Genomic DNA, 19,394 nt, shown 5'->3' with positions numbered 1-19,394 from the left:
TTGCCACTGCTCAGGTTTGGGGGAACCACATGAGTCCATTGCAGCCGCCGCCGTGCCTGTCCGACCCGGACCGGTGGGCCAACGCCGGCGACGACGCCGAACCCAAGGCGTTGTGCCGCGGCTGTCCGCGTCGCCGACGCTGCGCCGGCGAGGCCATCAGCATCCCGGGAATCTCTGGCGTCGTTGCCGGCGTACACATACCCGAGGGAGGCCGCCCCCGCGCGTTCGCCTTGCGGCAGTTGCGGGCAGTGGCTGCCCTTGCCGGCCACGCCGGTGAACCCGAGTCCGAGCGCTGATTACAGCAGCGGCGGCACCGCCGCGTCGATGAGGTACGGCCCCGGAGTGGCATAGCCGAGGCGCAGCAGGTCGGCCAACTCTGCGGTGGTCGTGGCCTTGGCCGAGGGCACACCCATGGACGCCGCCAAAGCCGCGAAATCCGTCGTCGGGCCCGAGAGGTCAAGCATGGCAGCGGCTTTCGGCCCGCCAGCCTCGGCGCCGACCCGCTGCAGCTCCATCCGCAGGATCGCGTAGGCGGCGTTGTTGAGGAGCACCGTCACCACGTTGAGCTGCTCGTGCGCCATGGTCCACAACGCCGAAATCGTGTACATCGCACTGCCATCGGCCTGCAGACACAACACCGGACGGTCCGGGCAGGCCACCGCGGCACCGACGGCATTCGGCAGCCCGAAGCCGATGGCCCCGCCGGTCAGGGTCAACAGGTCGTGCCGTGACGCGCCCATCGTCGCCTGGGGCAACAGGAATCCGCTGGTATTGGACTCGTCCACAACGATCGCGTCGTCAGGCAGCGTCGCCGCCACCACGTCGACCCAGTTCTGCGTCGTCAGTGCCGAATCTCCGAGCAGCTCAGGCATTTTCAGTTCCGTCACCACCGGCTCGCCACCCGGTGCCACCGCATCGGCCAATGCCTCCAGCCGCTCGACGACATCGCCACCGACGGTGTGCACCCGGCAACCCACGGGCACCAGGTCGCTCGCCTTGCCGGGGTAGGCGAAGAACGACACCGGGGACCGGGCGCCTGCCAGCACCAGGTGCTCGGCGCCGGTCAGCTGGAACTGGGCGGCTTCGGCGAGATATGCCAGCCGTTCGAAGTTGGGCCGCCCGGCACCGCGTTCCAGCCTCGCCGGGAAGGTCTCGATCAGCACCTTGGTCCCCGTCGCCTGCGCGATCCGGCTAGCCGCACGCAGGCCGCGTTCGCGGCACGCCGAGCTGCCCAGCAGCATGACGGTGCCGGTTCCGAAAACCTCGGCACCCGCGTCGAGCAGCTCATGCTCGTCCGGGTCGACGCCGGCGCGGTAGTCGAACGACGCCGGGCCCGTGGCCGGCTCCCCCGCCGACGGCTCGGCGCCTTCCGTCCACGAGACGTCGGCGGGCAGGATCAGCGTGGCCACCTGCCCCAGTTGCGCGGCCTCGACGGCAGCCAGCGCGTCGGTGGCGATGTCCGCCGGTTTCTCGCACCGGCGCACCCAGCCAGACACGGTGCCGGCCATGGCGTCGATGTCGGATTCCAGTGGCGCGTCGTACTTCTTGTGCCCCAGCGCGTGGTCGCCGACGACGTTGACCATCGGCGAATAGGCCCGTCGGGCGTTGTGCAGGTTGGCGATGCCGTTGCCCAGGCCCGGCCCCAGGTGCAGCAGGGTGGCCGCCGGCTTGTCGGCCATACGCGCGTAACCGTCGGCGGCCCCGGTGACCACACCCTCGAAAAGGCAGAGCACGCCACGCATCTCGGGCACCGAGTCCAGCGCCGCGACGAAGTGCATCTCGCTGGTGCCGGGGTTGCCGAAGCAGACGTCGACACCGGCGTCGACCAGTGTGCGGATCAGTGCCTGTGCGCCGTTCATCGTTCTCCTTCAGGTGTTCCCTCAGCAGCCTGCGGACGACGGTACTACCGGTCCGCGATCAGGCCTTCCTGCACCAATGTCGCCACGCGGGTGCCGTCCGCGCCGACCAGGCTCCCGGTGATCACTCCCCGGCCCCGGCCGGTCGCAGGCGAGCGCGATTCGAACAGATTCCAGCGGTCGGCCCGGATCGGGTGGTGGAACCAGATCGAGAAATCGGTGGTGCCACTGCGGTGGGTGCGTGCCTGCATGGAGTGGCCGTGCACCTGCAGCGCCGGGTCGATCCCGTACAGGTCCGTGACGTAGCAGGCAATCATCATGTGCGACAACTGTTCCGGCGGCATGGGCACCGTGGCCCGCCACCACATGCGGCGCACGAACTCGCCCGACGACCGGTCGTCGACGATCCGGATGTCGAGTTCGTCCAGCGGCACCGCGGGCGCCGGTCCCGGCGGGCCGGTCACCGGCAGCAGCTCGGGATCCTCTGGGAGCGGGCCTGATTCATCGTGCTCGGGGCCCGCCAAATCCACGGAGAAGGACACCGTCGCAACGGTCAGCAACCGCCCGGCCTGGCAGGCCTCGACCCGGCGCGACGCCGCGGTCCGCCCGTCGTACACCCGGGCCACCGTGTAGTCGGTGGCCGCGCCGGCCTCGCCACCACGCAGGTACTGCAGGTGCATGGCGGTGGGGCGCATGTCCGGGTTGACGGTCTGGCACGCGGCGGACAGGCTCTGCGCCATCAGCAGACCGCCGAAGGCCCGCTTGCCCTCCGGTCCCCCGGCCTCGCCCACCCAGGCGTCGTCCCCGGCACCGGGCGACACCACCAGCAATCCAGGCAGCACGGTCACGCCACGGTCCCCGCTTCCGTGAGCCGCACGACGTCGTCGGCGCTCAACCCGAGCCGGCCGGTCAGCACCGCGGTGGTGTCGTCGCCGAGCGCCGGTGCCGGGCGGGCAGGCGGGTACTCGCCGTCGATCCGCAGCGGCAGTCCCGGTGCCAGATACCGGCCGATGCGGGGCTGGTCGAGTTCGGTGAACAGCGGATTGTCGGTCACCTTCGGGCTCACGGCCACCTCGGAGAAGTCGCGGTAACGCTCCCACAGGATCGACGTCGCACCCAGCGCCGCGGCGATCTCCTCAGCGGTGTGCGCACAGAACCAGACGGTGAACAGACCGGTGAGGGCATCCCGATGGCGGTAGCGCTCACCTTCGTCGCCGAAGTCCGCGCCGAGCGATTCCGACAGTGCGGCAACAGCTTTCGTGGTACCAGTAATCTCGACCAGGTCCCGGAAATGGCGCCCGGTCAGCGCGACGATCATGAACGCGGCTCCGTCGGCGCTGACGAACTGCTGCCCGTACTGGCCGAAGATCGAGTTGCCGATGCGTTCACGGCTCACCCCGTTGACCATCACCTCGGTCAGGAAGCTGAGATTGCCTGCGGTCGCCAGGGCCACGTTCTCCAAGGGGATGCTGACCCGCTGGCCCTCGCCGGTGGTGTCGCGGTGCCGGAGCGCCGCCGTCACCGCGAGTGCCAGGTAGAGGCCGCAGGACACATCCCAGGCTGCCAGGACGTGGTTCACCGGCGTCTGGAGTTCGGACGGGCCGGTGACCAATGGGAAGCCCAGCCCTGCGTTGACGGTGTAGTCCACCGCCGTGCCGCCGTCGGCCCGGCCGGACACTTCGGCGTGGATCAGGTCGGGCCGCAGCGCGGAGAGCGTCTCGTACGAATGCCATTGCCGGCCCGCCACATTGGTGATGAAGACGCCGGCGTCGACGATCAGCCGGGTGACCAGGTCCTGGCCTTCCGGCGAGCGCGGGTCCACCGCGACCGATCGCTTGCCCTTGTTCAAGCCCGCCCAGTAGATGCTGTCGCCGTCGTCGGTGACCGGCCAGCGGTGATAGTCCGCGGCGCCGCCGATCGGATCGACCCTGATGACCTCGGCGCCGAGCTGCGTCAGCGTCATCCCCGCCAGGGGCACTGCGACGAAACTGGAAATCTCGACGATGCGCACACCCGCCAGCGGACGCGCAGACTCCGGCACGGTCATTTGGACACCATAGAGGCCCTACGCAGCACAATCCGGCGGCCCCGGGCGGCTCGCGTCCCGCCGGACGGGAGGTGGTCGTCGCCGCGTGACATCCGCACCGTAATTTGGAACGTATGACTGAGCTGAAGGAAGTCCAGACCGAGCGCGGCACGCTGCGTTATTACGACGAGGGCACCGGCCCTGTAGTGCTGTTTCTGCATGGGTCCGGGCCGGGCGTCACGGGCTGGCGGAACTTCCGCGGCATCCTGCCGACCTTCGCGGCCCACTTCCGCTGCCTGATCCTGGAGTTCCCCGGCTTCGGCGTCAGCGACGACTTCGGCGGCCACCCGATGATCGATGCGCAGTCCGCGGTGGTGCCCTTCCTCGACGCGCTCGGCGTCGAGAAGGTGGACATCGTCGGCAACTCGATGGGCGGCGGAGTCGGCATCAACTTCGCCATCAACAACCCCGACCGGATCGGCAAGCTGGTCACCATCGGCGGTATCGGCACCAACATCTTCAGCCCCGGTCCGTCGGAGGGCATCCGGCTGCTGCAGGAGTTCACCGAGGACCCCACCCGGCAGCGTCTGGTCGACTGGCTCAACTCGATGGTCTACGACGAGAAGATCGTCACCGAGGAGCTGATCGAAGAGCGCATGAAGCTGGCCTCCGATCCCGAGACGCTGGAATCGGCTCGCCGGATGTACGGCAAGGCCGCCTTCAAGATGATGATGAAGTTCATGCGGTCGGCCGACGCGCCGCCGCAGCCGTGGGCGCAGATGCACAAGGTGAAGGCGCCGACGCTGCTCACCTGGGGCCGCGACGATCGCGTCAGCCCGCTGGACATGGCGCTGATCCCGATGCGCACCATCTCCAACGCCGAGCTGCACGTGTTCCCGAACTGTGGGCACTGGGCCATGATCGAGGCCAAGGAGGCATTTGAGAGCACGGTGCTGGGCTTCCTGCAGCGCTGACCTGCTGCCACGAGCGGCCGCGTCCGCACACCGATGCGATGGTGTGCGGTACGCGGCCGCTTGCGTTGGTCGTGCGGATCCGCTGCGCCCTACCTCATCACGATCGCGGCGACTGCGAATCTGCGGAATATATTGTCGGGCTTACCAATTGACCGGGGCAGAACATGCATCCCGGTGATGGAGATGCCGGGCGGCGTTGTGCGCCAACACGATTGCAGGTTCCCGACTCGCGGAGACAACGATCACACCCCGAAGTTCGTACCAAACGGCCGATTTCGAGCCAGCACCTCGACCAGCGCCTTAGGATCAGCCCCATGAATCGCTTGTCCGGTGCCGACGCCACCTTCTGGTTCGCCGAAACCAACAGCTGGCACATGCATGTCGCCGCGTCGTCGATCTACGACCCCACCGACGCACCGGATTTCACCTTCGAGTCGGTGAAAGCACTTGTCGCGGCGCGACTGCCGGAAATGCCACAGTTGCGCTGGCGGGTCACCGGCGCCCCGCTCGGCCTCGATAGGCCGTGGTTCGTCGAGGACGAGGAACTCGATCTCGACTTCCACGTGCGCCACATCGCGGTCCCGGCGCCCGGCGGACGCCGCGAGCTGGACCAGTTGGTGGGACGGCTGATGTCCTACAAGCTGGACCGCTCCAGGCCGCTGTGGGAACTGTGGTTCATCGAAGGCGTCGAAGGCGGCCGGGTCGCAGTGCTGATGAAGATGCACCACGCCATCATCGACGGCGTATCCGGGGCGGGGCTCGGAGAGATTCTGCTGGATTTCACTCCCACCCCGCGGCCGCCGGCCGCTGAGCCGAGCGGGTCGCTGGTCGGCGTCAAAGCGCCCGGGATCGAGTTGCAGGCGCTGGGCGGGCTGATCAACATCGGCATCAAGACGCCCTACCGGGTCGTGCGCTTCCTGGAACAGACCGTGCGCCAGCAGATCGCGGCGCTCAGCGTCGCCAACAAGCCGCCCGGCTACTTCGACGCGCCACCCACGCGGTTCAACGGCCCCATCTCGCCGCACCGTCGGGTCAGCAATTCCGGCGTGTCCCTGGAGCGCGTGAAAGCGGTCAAGGAAGCGTTCGGGGTGAAGTTGAACGACGTCGTGCTGGCGCTGGTCTCGAGCGCCATGCGCAAGTATCTGGAGGACCGCGGCGAGCTCCCCGACAAGTCACTCATCGCCCAGGTTCCGGTGTCGACCCGTACCGAGAGCTCCAGCGATCAGGTGGGCAATCAGGTCAGCGCGATGTCGGTATCGCTGGCGTCCGACATCGTCGACCCTGCCGAGCGGATCAAAGCCATCTACACCAGTTCGCAGAGCGCGAAAGAAATGGCGAAAGCGCTTACGGCACACCAGATCATGGGGTTGACCGACACCACGCCGCCCGGTCTGGTTGCGCTGGCCGCCCGGGCCTACACCGCGAGCAAGCTCGGCGGGACACTGAAGCCGATGAACCTCGTCGTCTCCAACGTGCCGGGACCGCCCGTGCCGCTGTACATGGACGGCGCAGTCCTGGAGCAGATGATGCCGATGGGCCCCCTGGTGATGGACGTGGGGCTGAACATCACCTGCTTCAGCTACCGGGACCGGATCGATTTCGGTTTCGTCACCACTCCCGAGATGGCCAACGACATCGACGCCATGGCCGACGCCATCGAACCCGCGCTCGTGGAACTCGAGATCGCGGCCGGCCTCGTCGAGCCCCCGGCCGCACCTGCCCGCAAGCAGTCCCCGAAGGGACGCAGCTAAACCGCTTTTCCCCCAACGTGAAGAAGGTGGCGACGAATCTGCAATTCGTCGCCACCTTCTTCACGTTCGAGCGAGTTACGCCTTCTGCGTCAGACCCGCATCGACGACCAGCTGGGTGCCGGTGATGTACCGGGCCTCGTCGGATGCCAGGAACACCACCGCGTTGCTGATGTCCTCGGGCTCGACCCACGGCACCGGCAAGAGGTTGCGGGCGGAAAGGACTTCGGCGACGTCGTCGGCGGTCGGGTTCTCCAGGTCGGGCCGGATGCGCTTGAACGTCTCCAGGTTCAGCACCATCGGGGTGCCGACGGCGCCGGGATGCACGGTGTTGACCCGAATCCGCTTGGGCCCCAGCTCATTCGCCAGGGTGCGGGCGAGACCGACCACCGCGTGCTTGGTGGAGGTGTATGCCGCGGTGTTCGCGGTGCCGCGAAGTCCGTTGGTGGAGCTGATGATCACCACGGATCCGCCGGCCGGCCCGAAGTGCGGAACGCCGGCCTTGACCGTGTGCCACACCCCGGTGAGGTTGACCCCGATGACGCGCTGCCAGTCTTCGGCGCTCACCTCCCAGGAGGGCGCCGACGCCGAATGGATGCCGGCGTTGGCGACGACGACGTCCAGCCGGCCGAATTCCCAGACCCCCTCATCGACCGCGGCCTGCACCTCGTCGAACGACGACACGTCGGCCACGCCGGTGTAGCAGCGCTGGCCGCGCAGCTTCACCGCGTCGGCAAGATCGGCCAAATCGGCTGCGGCACTCTCGACGTCGAGCGCGATGATGTCGGCGCCCTCGTCGGCGAATCGCTCACAGTGCGCCCGGCCGGTGCCGCGGGCGGCACCGGTGACGAGGACAACCTTGTTCAGCAGCCCTGACATCAACCGGCCTTGGTCAGTTCGAATCCCTTGTACCCGGCGGCCGCAACCTCGGCGCAGATGTCGTTGTAGGCGGCGAAGCCACCGATGAACAACATGAAAACCCGTGGCTTGCCGGGCACATTCGCGCCCATGTACCAGGAGTTCGCCTTCGGGAACAGCGTCTGGTCGGCGCGGCGGACCAGTTCGGCGTTCCAGCCGTCGACCGAATCGGTGGTGGCCTCGATGGCCGCATAGCCGTGCTGCCCGACGTACTCGATCGCGTCGGCGATCCAGTTCACGTGAGCTTCGGCGTGCAGCACCATGTTGGCCAGCACCGCCGGCGCACCGGGCCCGTTGACCAGGAACATGTTCGGGAAGCCGTCGACGCCAAGGCCCAGGTAGCTGCGCGGCCCGTCGACCCAGTTGTCCTTGAGCTTCTGGCCGCCGCGGCCGGTGATGTCGATGCGCCCCAGCGCACCGGTGAGAGCGTCGAACCCGGTGGCGAAGATGATGGCGTCCAGGTCGAACCGGTCCTCGGTGGTGGTGATGCCGGTGGCGTCGACCTGCTCGATCGGGGTCTGCTTCACGCTGACCAGCTTCACGTGCGGCTGGTTGAACGTCTGGAAGTAGTTGGTGTCGGTGCAGATTCGCTTGGCGCCGATCGGGTGGTCGTTCGGGATCAGCATGTCGGCGACCGCGGGATCGTCGATGACCGCGCGCACCTTCTCGTCGTAGAACTTCTTGGCCTCGGCGTTGGCCACCGGGTCCACCATCTGGTCCAGGAAGGTCTTGCTGAACAGCACACCGCCCAGCTGCCAACGCTTTTCGAACTCGGCGCGGCGCTCCTCGTCGGACAGTTCCATGGTGAGCTTCGGGTGCGCCAGGTGGGGCGAGCCGCCACCACTGCGCCACGACAGCTCACGCCGCTCGTCGTAGTTGGCCTTGACCTCGGCTTCACGCTCAGCCGTCAGTGGCTCGTTGCCGGCCGGCACGGAGAAGTTCGGGGTGCGTTGGAAGACAACGAGTTCGGCGGCCTGGGCCGCCACGATCGGGGTGGTCTGGATGCCCGACGACCCGGTGCCGATGAGGCCGACGCGCTTGCCGGTGAAGTCGACGCCCTCGTGCGGCCAGTTCGCCGTGTGATAGGTCTCGCCGGCGAAGGTCTCGACGCCCGGAATGTTCGGCAGCAGCGGATCCGACAGCGCACCGGTGGCCATGATGCAGAACTGTGCGTCCACGGTTTCGCCGGTATCGGTGGTCACCGTCCAGCGCAGCGTCTCCTCGTCGAGGGTCGCCGACGTGACGCGGGTGCTGAGTCGGATGTCGCGGCGCAGGTCGAACCGGTCGGCGACATGGTTGATGTACGTGAGGATTTCGGCCTGGGTGGCGTACTTCTCGGTCCAGGTCCACTCCTGCTGCAGGTCCTTGTCGAACGAGTAGCAGTAGTCGATGCTCTCCACGTCGCAACGGGCGCCCGGATACCGGTTGTAGAACCAGGTGCCGCCCACATCGGAGGCCGCCTCGAACACCACGACCGAATGGCCCTCCGACCGCAGCTTGTGCAGTGCGTAAAGACCGGCGAACCCGGCACCGACAACGACGATGTCAACCTGTTCTGCGCTGCTCATAGTGTGAAGCTAGCCGTCCTCCGGATGACGCTGTACGAAGCATCCCGGTGAACGGACGGCCCGCCGGAACCCGTCTCGACCATCGGACCGGCCAGAGATCAGACGGTATCGGGTCCAGCCCAAGCAGGGCCCGAGGGTCCGGGAACGATCATGGGGCCCGGTCCCATTGTTCCCGGTTCCGGCCCCCACTGGCCGTGCCCGTACGGGCCGGGTCCCAAGCAGTCAGAGTCCACACCGGCGGGACCCCAGCAGCCGGGCGGCTCTGCCATGGTGGTCGGGTGCATGATCGCGGCTACACAAACACCGAAGAGCACTGACGCGACGGCGACAGCTGTCGCCAGCGCGTTACGTCGCACCGATTCAGCCATCGCACTGCCTCTGTTCCAGTTGGTCGTCACCTAATCCCGGTCAATGATCCGCCGATCCGGGCCAACGCTGTAGGGCCCATCGGTCCGACACCCAGAGCCATAAGTCCCGCCTGCGGCACCGAACGCCCTGTTTGCCGACGGCGCAGATGCCGGCGAATCCCAAAACTGATGCGACACAATGAGATACCCATCGGTGTTGCTACCGATCAAGCGGATGCTGGTCATCAGCGTCCCGATCATCGGACGCTCCACCACCACCTGTCCCGATCATCGGACCGGCCCATGACCAGAACTGGTCACCGGCGCCGAGACTCGGTGACATGGCCGAGAACACCCGGTTCGACTTCGGGTAACGGAATTTCGCCCGCTCACCGGGAACAGCCTCCCGGTGCGCAGCGGGTGCGGTAAACCATTGGTTAGCCCATCACAGGAGTTAGGAAAACAACCATGACCCAGCGGGTTATCGACAAGATCGGTGACATCGCCGACCAGCTTCGCGAACAGGCCTGGGAAGCAGAGAAGTTGGGCCAGCTGCCCGACGAGACCGTCAAGATGATGAAGGCCGCCGGCAATATCAAGCTGCTGCAGCCCAAGGAATACGACGGCCTGGAGGTGCATCCGCGCGAGTTCGCGGAGACCGTGATGGCGACGGCCGCCCTGGATCCCGCCGCGGGCTGGATCAACGGCGTGGTCGGCGTGCACCCCTACCAGTTGGCGTACGCCGACCCGAAGGTCGCCGCCGAGATCTGGGCATCCGACACCGACACCTGGGTGGCTTCCCCGTACGCCCCGCAGGGCGTGGCCAGGCCGGTCGACGGCGGCTATATCTTCAACGGCCGCTGGCAGTTCAGCTCGGGCACCGACCACTGTGAGTGGATCTTCCTGGGCGCCATGCTCGGTGACGCCGAGGGCAAGCCCCTCATGCCGCCGCAGATGCTGCACATGATCCTGCCCCGCAGCGACTACGAAATCGTCGAGGACTCCTGGAACGTCGTGGGCCTGCGCGGCACCGGCTCCAAGGACGTCATCGTCAAGGACGCCTTCGTCCCCACCTACCGCACCATGGATGCCACCAAGGTGATGGACGGCCGCGCCCAGCGCGAGGCCGGCATGACCTCGACGCTGTACCTGATGCCGTGGTCGACGATGTTCCCGCTGGGCATCTCGTCCGCCGTCATCGGTATCGCCGAGGGCGCCCTGGGCGCCGCACTCGACTACCAGCGCGAACGAGTCAACTCCAGTGGTGTGGCCATCAAGGACGACCCCTACGTCATGTACGCCATCGGTGAGGCCGCGGCCGACATCAACGCCGCCCGCCAGGAACTGCTGACCAACGCCGACCGCATCTACGACATGGTCGACGCCGGCAAGGAGGTGTCCTTCGAGGACCGCGCCGCCGGCCGGCGCACCCAGATCCGGTCGGTGTGGCGCGCGGTGTCCGCGGTCGACGAAATCTTCGCCCGCTGCGGCGGCAACGCCACCCGCATGGACAAGCCGCTGCAGCGCTACTGGCGTGACGCACACGTCGGCCAGGCGCACGCCATCCACGTCCCGGGCACCACGTTCCACGCGTCGGCGCTGAGCAGCTTGGGCGTCGATCCCCAGGGCCCGCTGCGGGGCATGATCTGACGTGACCGATCTGAAGAGCCTGGGCTATGTGAAGGTTCAGACCGCCGATATCGAGCGCTGGCGCCAATTCGCTTTCGAGGTACTGGGTTTCGCGACCGGTAGTGGTCCCGACCCCGACGCGCTGTACCTGCGGATGGACGAGCGCACCGCGCGCATCATCGTGGTGCCGGGCGATGCCGACCGCATCGTCACCGTGGGCTGGGAGGTCCGCGACGGCGCCGCACTGCGCCGGGTGCAGGCCACCCTGGACGGGGCCGGCGTGCCGTGGAAGCAGCTGTCGCTGGAAGAGGCCGACGCCCGCCGCGTCGACGAGGTCATCGCCTTCGTCGACCCGGCCGGCAACGACGTCGAGGTGTTCCACGGTGCGGTGCTGGACCACAGCCCCGTCGTCACGCCGTTCGGTGCCCGCTTCGTCACCGATGGCCTCGGCCTCGGTCACGTGGTGTTGCCCGCACAGGACGCCAAGGGACTGTTCGACTTCTACACCGACGTGCTGGGCTTCCTGCCCCGCGGCGCCTTCCGCGTGCCCGCTCCCCCGGAGTTCGGCCCGCTGCGGGTGCAGTTCCTCGGCATCAACGAGCGGCACCACAGCCTGGCGATCTGCCCGGCCGCGACGCTGCGCGACCCGAAGCTGATCCACCTCATGGTCGAGGTGGACACCCTCGACGCCGTCGGGCAGGCACTCGACCGCGTGAACCGCGACGGCTTCCAGTTGTCCTCCACACTGGGCCGGCACACCAACGACAAGATGGTCTCGTTCTACGTGCGTTCGCCCGGCGACTGGGACATCGAGTTCGGCACCGAGGGCATGGCGGTCGACGAACGGCATTACACCGCAGAGGAAATCACCGCCGACAGCTACTGGGGCCATGAGTGGATGGGCGTTCCGCCGCGGGCCATGCTGCCATGAGCACTGACCTGTTTCCGGTCCCGGCGTCGTCCATCACCGCATGGGACGACGAAGCTGACGTCGTCGTCGTCGGCTACGGCATCGCCGGCGCGGCCGCCGCGGTGGAAGCCTCTGCCGGCGGCGCCGACGTGCTGGTCGTCGAGCGCACCGGCGGCTGGGGCGGCGCCGCCGCCATGGCCGGTGGGTTCATCTATCTCGGCGGCGGCACGGCGCTCCAAAAGGCTTGTGGCTTCGAGGATTCCGTCGACAACATGGCCGCCTTCCTGAAGGTGGCCATGGGCCCGGGCGCGGATGCCGACCGGATCGACGACTACTGCGCCGGCAGCGTGGCCCACTACGACTGGCTGGTGAGCTGCGGCGTGCCGTTCAAGCCGGTGTTCTGGGGTGAACCGGGCTGGGAGCCGCCGGGCGACGAGGGCCTGATGTTCACGGGCGGCGAAAATGCCTTCCCGTACAACACCATTGCTTCCCCGGCGCCGCGCGGCCACGTGCCGCAGATGGTCGGCAAGGTGACGGGCGAACGCAGCGGCGGCTACATGCTGATGAAGCCGCTGGTGGACACCGCGACCGCGCAGGGCGTCCGGTCGGTGTACGACACCGAGGTGCAGTCGTTGATCACCGAGGCCGACGGCCGGGTGGTGGGCATCGTCGCGCGCCGGTACAGCGACACCGTGGCCATCAAAGCCCGCCGCGGCGTGGTGCTCGCCTCGGGCAGCTTCGCCTACAGCGACGAGATGGTGGCGCAGTACGCACCCCGCATCGCGGGCCGTCCCGCGGCGAGCATCGAGCAACACGACGGCCGGGCCATCCGGATGGCCCAAGTTCTGGGCGCGGACCTGGCGCACATGGATGCCACCGAGGTGGCGTTCTTCTGCGACCCGCAGCAGTTGGTCCGCGGCATCCTGGTCAACGGTTTCGGCCAGCGCTACATCGCCGAGGACACCTATCCCGGGCGCATCGGCCAGCAGACGCTGTATTACCAGGACAACGCCGCCTACCTGATCATCGACGGCGATGCTCAGGAGGAGGCGATGGCCGCGACCTCTGCGACACCGTTCCTGCGCCGCCCCGCCACCTGGGTCTGCGAGACGGTGGCCGAGCTCGAAGCCGAGATCGGGCTGCCGGACGGCGTCCTGCAGCACACCGTGGCCTACTACAACGAGCACGCCGCGCGCGGCGAGGACCCGCTGCTGCACAAGAAGCCGCAGTGGCTGCGTCCCATCGGATCACCGGTCGGCGCGATCGACCTGCGTAACAGCACCGGCGGGTTCACCCTCGGTGGCCTGTTGACCACGCTGGACGGCCGGGTGCTGCATGTCAGCGGCGAGCCGATTCCCGGCCTCTTCGCCGCCGGGCGCAGCGCCGCGGGCCTGTCCGCCTGGGGTTATGCCAGCGGCGTCTCCCTGGGCGACGGCAGCTTCTACGGACGCCGGGCCGGGAGGTCCGCGGCGCAGAGCTGAAACCGCAGGTCCGGCGTGTCGTCACTGCGCGTGTCGCCACCATGGTAACCACGGGATCGTGTCCCAGATTTGGGCCATGAGCTGCGAAATCGATACACGAAGTGCCCCCTGCCGGCCGGCTTGGGGCACTTCGTCGTGCATATATTCTGCCGCGCTCCTGCGAAATGTGTGACAAGCCCCACCGGCGTGTGATACAAACAGTCATATTCCTAATAGGAATATGCACACGAAGCAACGGAGCTCGGAGGCCGACATGACAGCAGCAGTCGAATCCACCACCCCCAGCGCGGTCATCGACCGGGTATCGCTGGTCCTCGACGCGTTCGACGGCCCGGGCCGCCTGACCCTGGCGCAGATCGTGCGTCGCACGGGTCTGCCCCGTTCCTCCGCCCATCGGATGCTGGAGCGCCTGGTCCAGCTGCGCTGGCTGCGCCGCAACGGCCGCGACTACGAACTGGGGATGCGTCTGGTGGAGCTCGGCTCGCTGGCCGTGCACCAGGATCGCCTGCACCGGGCCGCCGGCCCGCTGCTGCACGAACTGCACCGCGCCACCGGCCTGGTCGTCCACCTCGCCGTGCTCGACGGCGGTGACGTCGTCTACCTGGAGAAGGTCGGCAACGGCATGATGACCGTGCTGCCGTCGCGGGTGGGTGGCCGCCAGCCGGCGCACTGTACCGCCGTCGGCAAGGCGATCCTGGCCTACAACCAGGACGCCGAGGTCGACCTCATGAGCCGCAAGACCAAGTACTCGATCGCCAACCGCGCCCAGCTCGCCACCGAACTGGCCAAGGTCCGCGCCCACGGTGTCGCCTTCGAGCGCGAAGAGTCGGTGCCCGGATTCGGTTGTGTCGCTGCGCCCATCGGCCGCCAGGGTGAGGCCGTCGCCGCCGTCTCCGTGTGTGGTCCAATGAACCGCATGGCCTTCGAACAGCTGACCGCGCCCGTGCGCATGACCGCCATGGGCATCTGGCGCAACGCCGAGGATTCCCGCGTGGCACCGACGCTGCAGCCGATGCGCCCGCTGCGCATGGGTCCGGCGCTCCAGTACGCGTGAGCCACCAGCGAGTAGCGCGAGCGGATCGCGCATGAGCCTGGATCCGCAGATCGCCGGCCTGCTCGAGGCACTCAACTGCGGCTTCCCCGACCTGCCCAACATGACCGGCGCGCAAGCGCGCGCCGCCATCCGCGGACGGTACGTCCCACCTGCCGAACCAGAACCGGTCGGCTCGGTCACCGATACCGAGGTCGACGGCATCCGAGTCAGGATCTACCGGCCCACCATCGATGAGCCGGGCGGGCCGCTGCCGATCTTCGTGTTCGCCCACGGCGGCGGATTCGTGTTCTGCGATCTGGACTCGCACGACGGACTGTGCCGCAGCTTCGCGAATTCGATTCCTGCCGTGGTGGTTTCGGTCGACTACCGGCTGGCGCCCGAACATCAGTGGCCGGCTGCCGCAGAAGACGTCTACACCGTCACCCAGTGGGCCGCCGCCCATGCCGCCGAACTCGGCGGCGACCCGGCGAAGCTCGTGGTCGGTGGCGACAGCGCCGGGGGCAACCTCTCCGCGGTCACCGCGTTGATGACCCGTGACCGCGGCGGTGCGCCGCTGGCCGCGCAGGTACTGCTCTACCCGGTGCTGACCGCCGATTTCACCTACGGCTCGTACCACGAGTTCCGCACCGGCTACTACAACACCACCGCCGCCATGCAGTGGTACTGGGACCAGTATGTCCCCAACACCACCGACCGCGAAAACCCTTACGCGGCACCGCTGTCCGCCTCCGTCGCCGGAGTGGCACCGGCGGTGCTCGTGGTCACGGGCTACGACCCGATGCGGGACGAGGCCCTGGCCTACGCCGAGGCGCTGCGCGACGCAGGCGTGCCGGTCACCGAGTTGTATTACGGTGCCATTCACGGCTTCCTGACCATGCCCGTGCTCGACATCGCACACCGTGCCCGTCGTGACGTGGCCGACGCAGTGACCAAGTTGCTCGCCAACTAGACGGCGATTCCCCACCTATCGAGGAGTTCATCATCGGCACCTACGCTGTGACCGGTTCGGCATCCGGCATGGGATACCAAGCAGCGGAACAGTTACGCGCTCAGGGTCATACGGTCATCGGGGTCGACCTCAAGGACACCGACGTCATCGCCGACCTGTCCACCGCGGACGGCCGGCGTACCGCCGCCACCCGCGTGCTGGAACTGTCCGAGGGCAAGCTCGACGGCGCCGTGCTGGCCGCCGGGATCGGCCCCGGCGACGGCAAGGACCGCGCCCGCCTGATCGCCCAGATCAACTACCTCGGCGCCGTCGACCTGCTGACCGCGTGGCGCCCGGCGCTCGCGGCCACCGGTAACGCGAAAGTCGTTGCCCTGGGCAGCAACTCCAGCACGACGGTGCCTGCGGTCCCCCGCCGCGCGATCCGCGCGCTGCTGGCCGGCGACGCGGACCGCGCAGCCCGGGCCGTGCGCTTCTTCGGTGGCGGCGCTTCCGCGCTCATGTACGCCGCCTCCAAGATCGCCGTGACCCGCTGGGTCCGGCAGACCGCGGTGACGGCCGACTGGGCCGGCCGCGGCATCCGGCTCAACGTGCTGGCGCCCGGGGCCATCATGACGCCCCTGCTGCAGGCTCAGCTCGATTCGCCGCGCGAAGGCAAGGCCGTGCGCGCCTTCCCCATCCCGACCGGCAACTTCGGTGATCCCGTGCACCTCGCCAACTGGATCACCTTCATGCTCTCGGACTCCGCCGACTTCCTGTGCGGCAGTGTCATTTTCGTCGATGGCGGTACCGACGCCTACTTCCGGCCCGACAGCTGGCCCAAGGGCGTCCCCGTGCGCGGCATCCCGCAGTACGTGTTGCGGCACCGCCGCTTCGCCAAGACCCGCTAGGCGAACTCGGCGCGAATTGCCTTGGGGCTCATCCCATACCGGCGCTTGATCGCGGTACTGAGCGCGAAGGCCGTGCTGTAGCCGACCCGGCGCGCCACGGTTTCGATGGTGGCGTCGGACCCGCGCAGCAGGTCCGTGGCCAGCGCCAGACGAATCTCGGTCAGCAGTGCCATCGGCGGTTCGCCGACGAGTTGGGTGAACCGCCGGGCCAGCGCCGCCCGTGACAGCCCGACCTCGGCGGCCAGCGAGCCCACCGTCCACGGGTGTGCCGGGTTGTTCTCGATGAGCCGAAGCGCCGTGCCCACCTGCGGATCTCGATAGGCGCGATACCAGGCCGGGGCATCCTCGCGGGCCAACCAGCTGCGCAGCGCCGCGATGGTCAGCAGATCCAGCATCCGGTCGAGCACGGCGCCCTGCGCCGGTTCGTCGCACGACATCTCGTCGAGCAGCAGGTCCACCAGCATGCCGTTGACCTCGCCCCGCCGCACCACCACCAGCGGTGGCAGCGCGCTCAGCAGCCGGCGGCACACGGCGCCCACCTCCTCGTAGGCACCGGTGATCAGCAGCGTGTCGGCATCCTGGCGGGTACCCCAGCTCCGGACGCCGAGACTCAGTGCCTCACACAGTGGTTCACCGTCCACGGTCGTGGTGACCTGGCCCGGGTGCACGACGACCTGAGGCGCGGTGGCGGCGTCATCGGCAACGGTGTAACCGTCGGGCCCACGGAATATCGCGATGTCGCCGGCCTCGAGGTCCCGGCCCGCCGCGCCGTCCGGCAACACCGTCGCCGATCCGCGGGCCACCACCACGATGGTCAGCGGAGCCTGGTCTTCCACCCGCAGCGACCACGGCGGGTCGAGCAACGACCGCATCAGAAACGCGCCACGGGCGCGTGGCCCTTCCAGCAATCCCGCCAGGGCGTCCACGCATCCACGTTAGACGATGGCCGATGTAGACGCTCGCGTATGTAAATGAGCCTTTTGGCGATGGATCGTCCAGCACTCGCTGAATACGGTCGGACCATGACCCTCAGCAAGCTGCCTCAATCCCTCGGCATGACCGCGCTCATCGTTGCCCTGCTGGCCTCCGGACTCCTGGCCGGTCTCTACTACTCCTACGCGGTGTCCGTGATGCCCGCACTCGGCGCGTTCGACGACCGGACCTTCATCGACGTCATGAACAAGATCAACGTGGTGATCGTCAACCCGCCGTTCATGCTGACCTTCCTGGGATCGGTCGGCTTCACCGCACTGGCCGGGGCATTCTGCCTCAAGCCCGATGCCCGCCCGGTGCTGATCTGGGTCGGAATCGGCTTGGCGCTCAACATCATCAGCCTCGCCATCACGTCCACGATCAACGTGCCGCTGAACAACAAGCTCGCCACCGCGGCCACCTCGACCACGCCCGCCGACCTCGCGACGCTCCGGGCGCAGTTCGAGTCGACCTGGGTGCACTGGAACGTGATCCGCGGCCTGGCCAACACCGCGGCCGCCGGCGTACTGGCCTGGGCCCTGGTATTGGCGGCACGCAGCTAGGCCCGATTAACGCATGGTGAACACAACCATGGAGCGGTGCGCACAATTGCGGCATCGTCGCGTCGGTGGTGAGTTCAGAGATCAAAGCCAGCGACGCGCAGCTGGCGAAAGGGCTGCGGCGCAGGCATTTGAACCTGATCGCACTCGGCGGGGTGATCGGCGCCGGGCTGTTCGTCGGTAGCGGCGTTGTGATCGGCAGCGCCGGACCCGCGGCCATCGTGTCGTTCATGGTCGCCGGCATCATCACGCTGCTGATCATGCGGATGCTCGCCGAGATGGCTGTGGCGCAACCCGTGGTCGGCTCGTTCTACGTGTACGCCCGGCAGGCCCTCGGGCGCCGCGGTGGCTTCGTCACCGGCTGGATGTACTGGTACTTCTTCGTCATCGTCGTCGCGGTCGAAGCCGTTGCGGGCGGACGCATCCTGCATCTGTGGCTCCCCGCGGTGCCGCTGTGGCTGTTGAGCCTCGGCCTCATGCTCGCCCTCACCGCGAGCAACCTGGTCTCGGCGCGCTCGTTCGGGGAATTCGAGTACTGGTTCTCGTCGGTGAAAGTCATTGCCATCGTGGTGTTCCTGGCCATGGGCGCACTGTGGATCACCGGCCTGTGGCCGCACTCCACCCCCGGTCTGGCCAACCTGATCGATCACGGCGGCTTCGCGCCGCTCGGCTGGGGCGCGGTGCTGGCCGCCGTGGTCCCCTGCGTCGCGTTCTACACCGGCGCCGAGATCGTCACCATCGCCGCCGCCGAATCCGACGAGCCCGAGCGCGCGGTGTCGCGGGCGATGAAGTCGATCGTCTTCCGGATCATCGGGTTCTACGTCGGATCGATCCTCGTGGTGGTGGCCATCCAGCCGTGGAACACCAAGAGCGTGGGCATCAGCCCCTACGCGTCGGTGCTCACGGTTCTGGGCATCCCTGGCGTCGCGACGATCATGAACTTCATCGTGCTGACCGCGGTGCTGTCCTGCCTCAACTCGGCGCTGTACACCACCTCGCGAATGTTGTTCGCGCTCACCACCTCTGGCGATGCCCCGCGGTTCTTCACCAAGCTGTCCGCGAGCGGGGTCCCGCGCCGGGCGATTCTGCTGGGCACCGCCGTCGGCTACGCGTCGGTCGCGGCGACCTACGTGTGGGGCGACGTGGTGTTCAACTTCCTGATCAACTCCTACGGCGCCGTCGCGCTGTTCGTCTACCTGATCATCGCCATCTCCCAGGTCGTGCTGCGCCGCCGCGTCGAGCGGAGCGCACCGGGCAGTTTGAAACTGAAGATGTGGCTGTTCCCGTGGCTGAGCTACGCCACCATCGCACTCATGGCGGCCGTCATCCTGGCGATGGCGTTCCTACCCGGCACGCGATCACAGTTCCTGATGAGCGGTGTGACCCTGCTGGTCATCCTGAGCTCCTTCGAGGTGGTCCGGCGGCGCCGCCCAGCTGCGACGGAGCCCGCCGCCCCAGCCTCGGTCACTGACGAAAGCCGGGTGCCCGTCGACGCGCTCGACACCTGAACCGAAG

At 67.8% G+C, this 19,394-nt stretch carries 17 protein-coding genes; 11 read left to right on the top strand and 6 right to left on the bottom strand.

What is annotated here, in order from left to right:
* Positions 1–29 precede the first annotated feature (29 nt).
* A complete protein-coding gene (locus AC1U2B_RS01900; protein ID WP_480215460.1) occupies positions 30–296 on the top strand; it encodes a WhiB family transcriptional regulator in 267 nt (88 codons plus the stop codon).
* Here AC1U2B_RS01900 and AC1U2B_RS01895 read toward each other — a convergent pair whose 3' ends face one another.
* The 3 genes from AC1U2B_RS01895 to AC1U2B_RS01885 are packed head-to-tail and all read right to left on the bottom strand — an operon-like array spanning position 297 to position 3,903.
* The gene (locus tag AC1U2B_RS01895) at positions 297–1,859 is read right to left on the bottom strand and encodes an acetolactate synthase large subunit (protein ID WP_480215459.1); all 1,563 of its coding nucleotides are present in this window, start codon (positions 1,857–1,859) and stop codon (positions 297–299) included.
* Between the two features lie 44 nt (positions 1,860–1,903).
* A complete protein-coding gene (locus AC1U2B_RS01890; RefSeq protein ID WP_480215458.1) occupies positions 1,904–2,704 on the bottom strand; it encodes an acyl-CoA thioesterase in 801 nt (266 codons plus the stop codon).
* The gene (locus AC1U2B_RS01885; RefSeq protein WP_480215457.1) at positions 2,701–3,903 is read right to left on the bottom strand and encodes a CoA transferase; all 1,203 of its coding nucleotides are present in this window, start codon (positions 3,901–3,903) and stop codon (positions 2,701–2,703) included. Before AC1U2B_RS01885 ends, AC1U2B_RS01890 begins: the two co-directional genes overlap by 4 nt.
* Positions 3,904–4,016: 113 nt before the next feature.
* Between AC1U2B_RS01885 and AC1U2B_RS01880 the strand changes: the two genes are divergently transcribed.
* Positions 4,017–4,856 carry an alpha/beta fold hydrolase gene (locus AC1U2B_RS01880; protein WP_043986760.1) on the top strand — a complete coding sequence of 280 codons (840 nt, stop codon included), beginning with the start codon at positions 4,017–4,019 and terminating at the stop codon, positions 4,854–4,856.
* A 314-nt stretch (positions 4,857–5,170) separates the two neighbouring features.
* On the top strand, positions 5,171–6,607 hold the full coding sequence (locus tag AC1U2B_RS01875; protein ID WP_480215456.1) for a WS/DGAT/MGAT family O-acyltransferase: 1,437 nt from the start codon (positions 5,171–5,173) through the stop codon (positions 6,605–6,607).
* A gap of 75 nt (positions 6,608–6,682) precedes the next feature.
* On the opposite strand, the gene AC1U2B_RS01870 is transcribed toward AC1U2B_RS01875, so the two are convergent.
* Both AC1U2B_RS01870 and AC1U2B_RS01865 read right to left on the bottom strand, forming a co-directional pair.
* Positions 6,683–7,483, bottom strand: coding sequence for a mycofactocin-coupled SDR family oxidoreductase (locus AC1U2B_RS01870; RefSeq protein ID WP_480215455.1), 801 nt, complete (start codon positions 7,481–7,483; stop codon positions 6,683–6,685).
* Positions 7,483–9,090, bottom strand: coding sequence for a flavin-containing monooxygenase (locus tag AC1U2B_RS01865; protein ID WP_480215454.1), 1,608 nt, complete (start codon positions 9,088–9,090; stop codon positions 7,483–7,485). The genes AC1U2B_RS01870 and AC1U2B_RS01865 overlap by 1 nt, the downstream gene beginning before the upstream one ends.
* 815 nt (positions 9,091–9,905) lie before the next feature.
* On the opposite strand from AC1U2B_RS01865, the gene AC1U2B_RS01860 reads away from it, so the two are divergent.
* The 6 genes from AC1U2B_RS01860 (at position 9,906) to AC1U2B_RS01835 (ending at position 16,347) form a co-directional block, all read left to right on the top strand.
* Positions 9,906–11,087: an acyl-CoA dehydrogenase family protein gene (locus AC1U2B_RS01860; protein ID WP_480215453.1), complete on the top strand. Its 1,182-nt coding sequence runs from the start codon at positions 9,906–9,908 to the stop codon at positions 11,085–11,087.
* Position 11,088: 1 nt separating this feature from the next.
* Positions 11,089–11,997, top strand: a complete 909-nt coding sequence (gene bphC, locus AC1U2B_RS01855) for a biphenyl-2,3-diol 1,2-dioxygenase (RefSeq protein ID WP_480215452.1) — start codon at positions 11,089–11,091, stop codon at positions 11,995–11,997.
* Positions 11,994–13,457 (top strand): FAD-dependent oxidoreductase, encoded by a 1,464-nt coding sequence (locus AC1U2B_RS01850; protein WP_480215451.1) that lies wholly within the window; start codon positions 11,994–11,996, stop codon positions 13,455–13,457. The genes bphC and AC1U2B_RS01850 overlap by 4 nt, the downstream gene beginning before the upstream one ends.
* A gap of 253 nt (positions 13,458–13,710) precedes the next feature.
* Complete coding sequence (locus tag AC1U2B_RS01845) at positions 13,711–14,511, top strand: IclR family transcriptional regulator (protein WP_043393948.1); 801 nt, start codon at positions 13,711–13,713, stop codon at positions 14,509–14,511.
* A gap of 31 nt (positions 14,512–14,542) precedes the next feature.
* Positions 14,543–15,460 (top strand): LipP1 family hormone-sensitive lipase, encoded by a 918-nt coding sequence (locus tag AC1U2B_RS01840; RefSeq protein WP_480215450.1) that lies wholly within the window; start codon positions 14,543–14,545, stop codon positions 15,458–15,460.
* A 32-nt stretch (positions 15,461–15,492) separates the two neighbouring features.
* Complete coding sequence (locus tag AC1U2B_RS01835) at positions 15,493–16,347, top strand: SDR family oxidoreductase (protein WP_480215739.1); 855 nt, start codon at positions 15,493–15,495, stop codon at positions 16,345–16,347.
* Here the strand turns inward: AC1U2B_RS01835 and AC1U2B_RS01830 are convergent.
* On the bottom strand, positions 16,344–17,273 hold the full coding sequence (locus tag AC1U2B_RS01830; RefSeq protein WP_480215449.1) for an AraC family transcriptional regulator: 930 nt from the start codon (positions 17,271–17,273) through the stop codon (positions 16,344–16,346). The two genes, AC1U2B_RS01835 and AC1U2B_RS01830, sit on opposite strands and share 4 nt — an antisense overlap.
* A 96-nt stretch (positions 17,274–17,369) precedes the next feature.
* Between AC1U2B_RS01830 and AC1U2B_RS01825 the strand changes: the two genes are divergently transcribed.
* Positions 17,370–17,882, top strand: coding sequence for an anthrone oxygenase family protein (locus tag AC1U2B_RS01825; protein ID WP_480215448.1), 513 nt, complete (start codon positions 17,370–17,372; stop codon positions 17,880–17,882).
* 68 nt (positions 17,883–17,950) lie between these two features.
* On the top strand, positions 17,951–19,387 hold the full coding sequence (locus AC1U2B_RS01820; RefSeq protein WP_480215738.1) for an amino acid permease: 1,437 nt from the start codon (positions 17,951–17,953) through the stop codon (positions 19,385–19,387).
* Positions 19,388–19,394: the final 7 nt, after the last annotated feature.

Source organism: Mycolicibacterium sp. P4_G11, from assembly GCF_056555145.1.
Note: the sequence above shows the minus strand (reverse complement) of the source record. Positions and strands in the feature narration are given on the sequence as shown.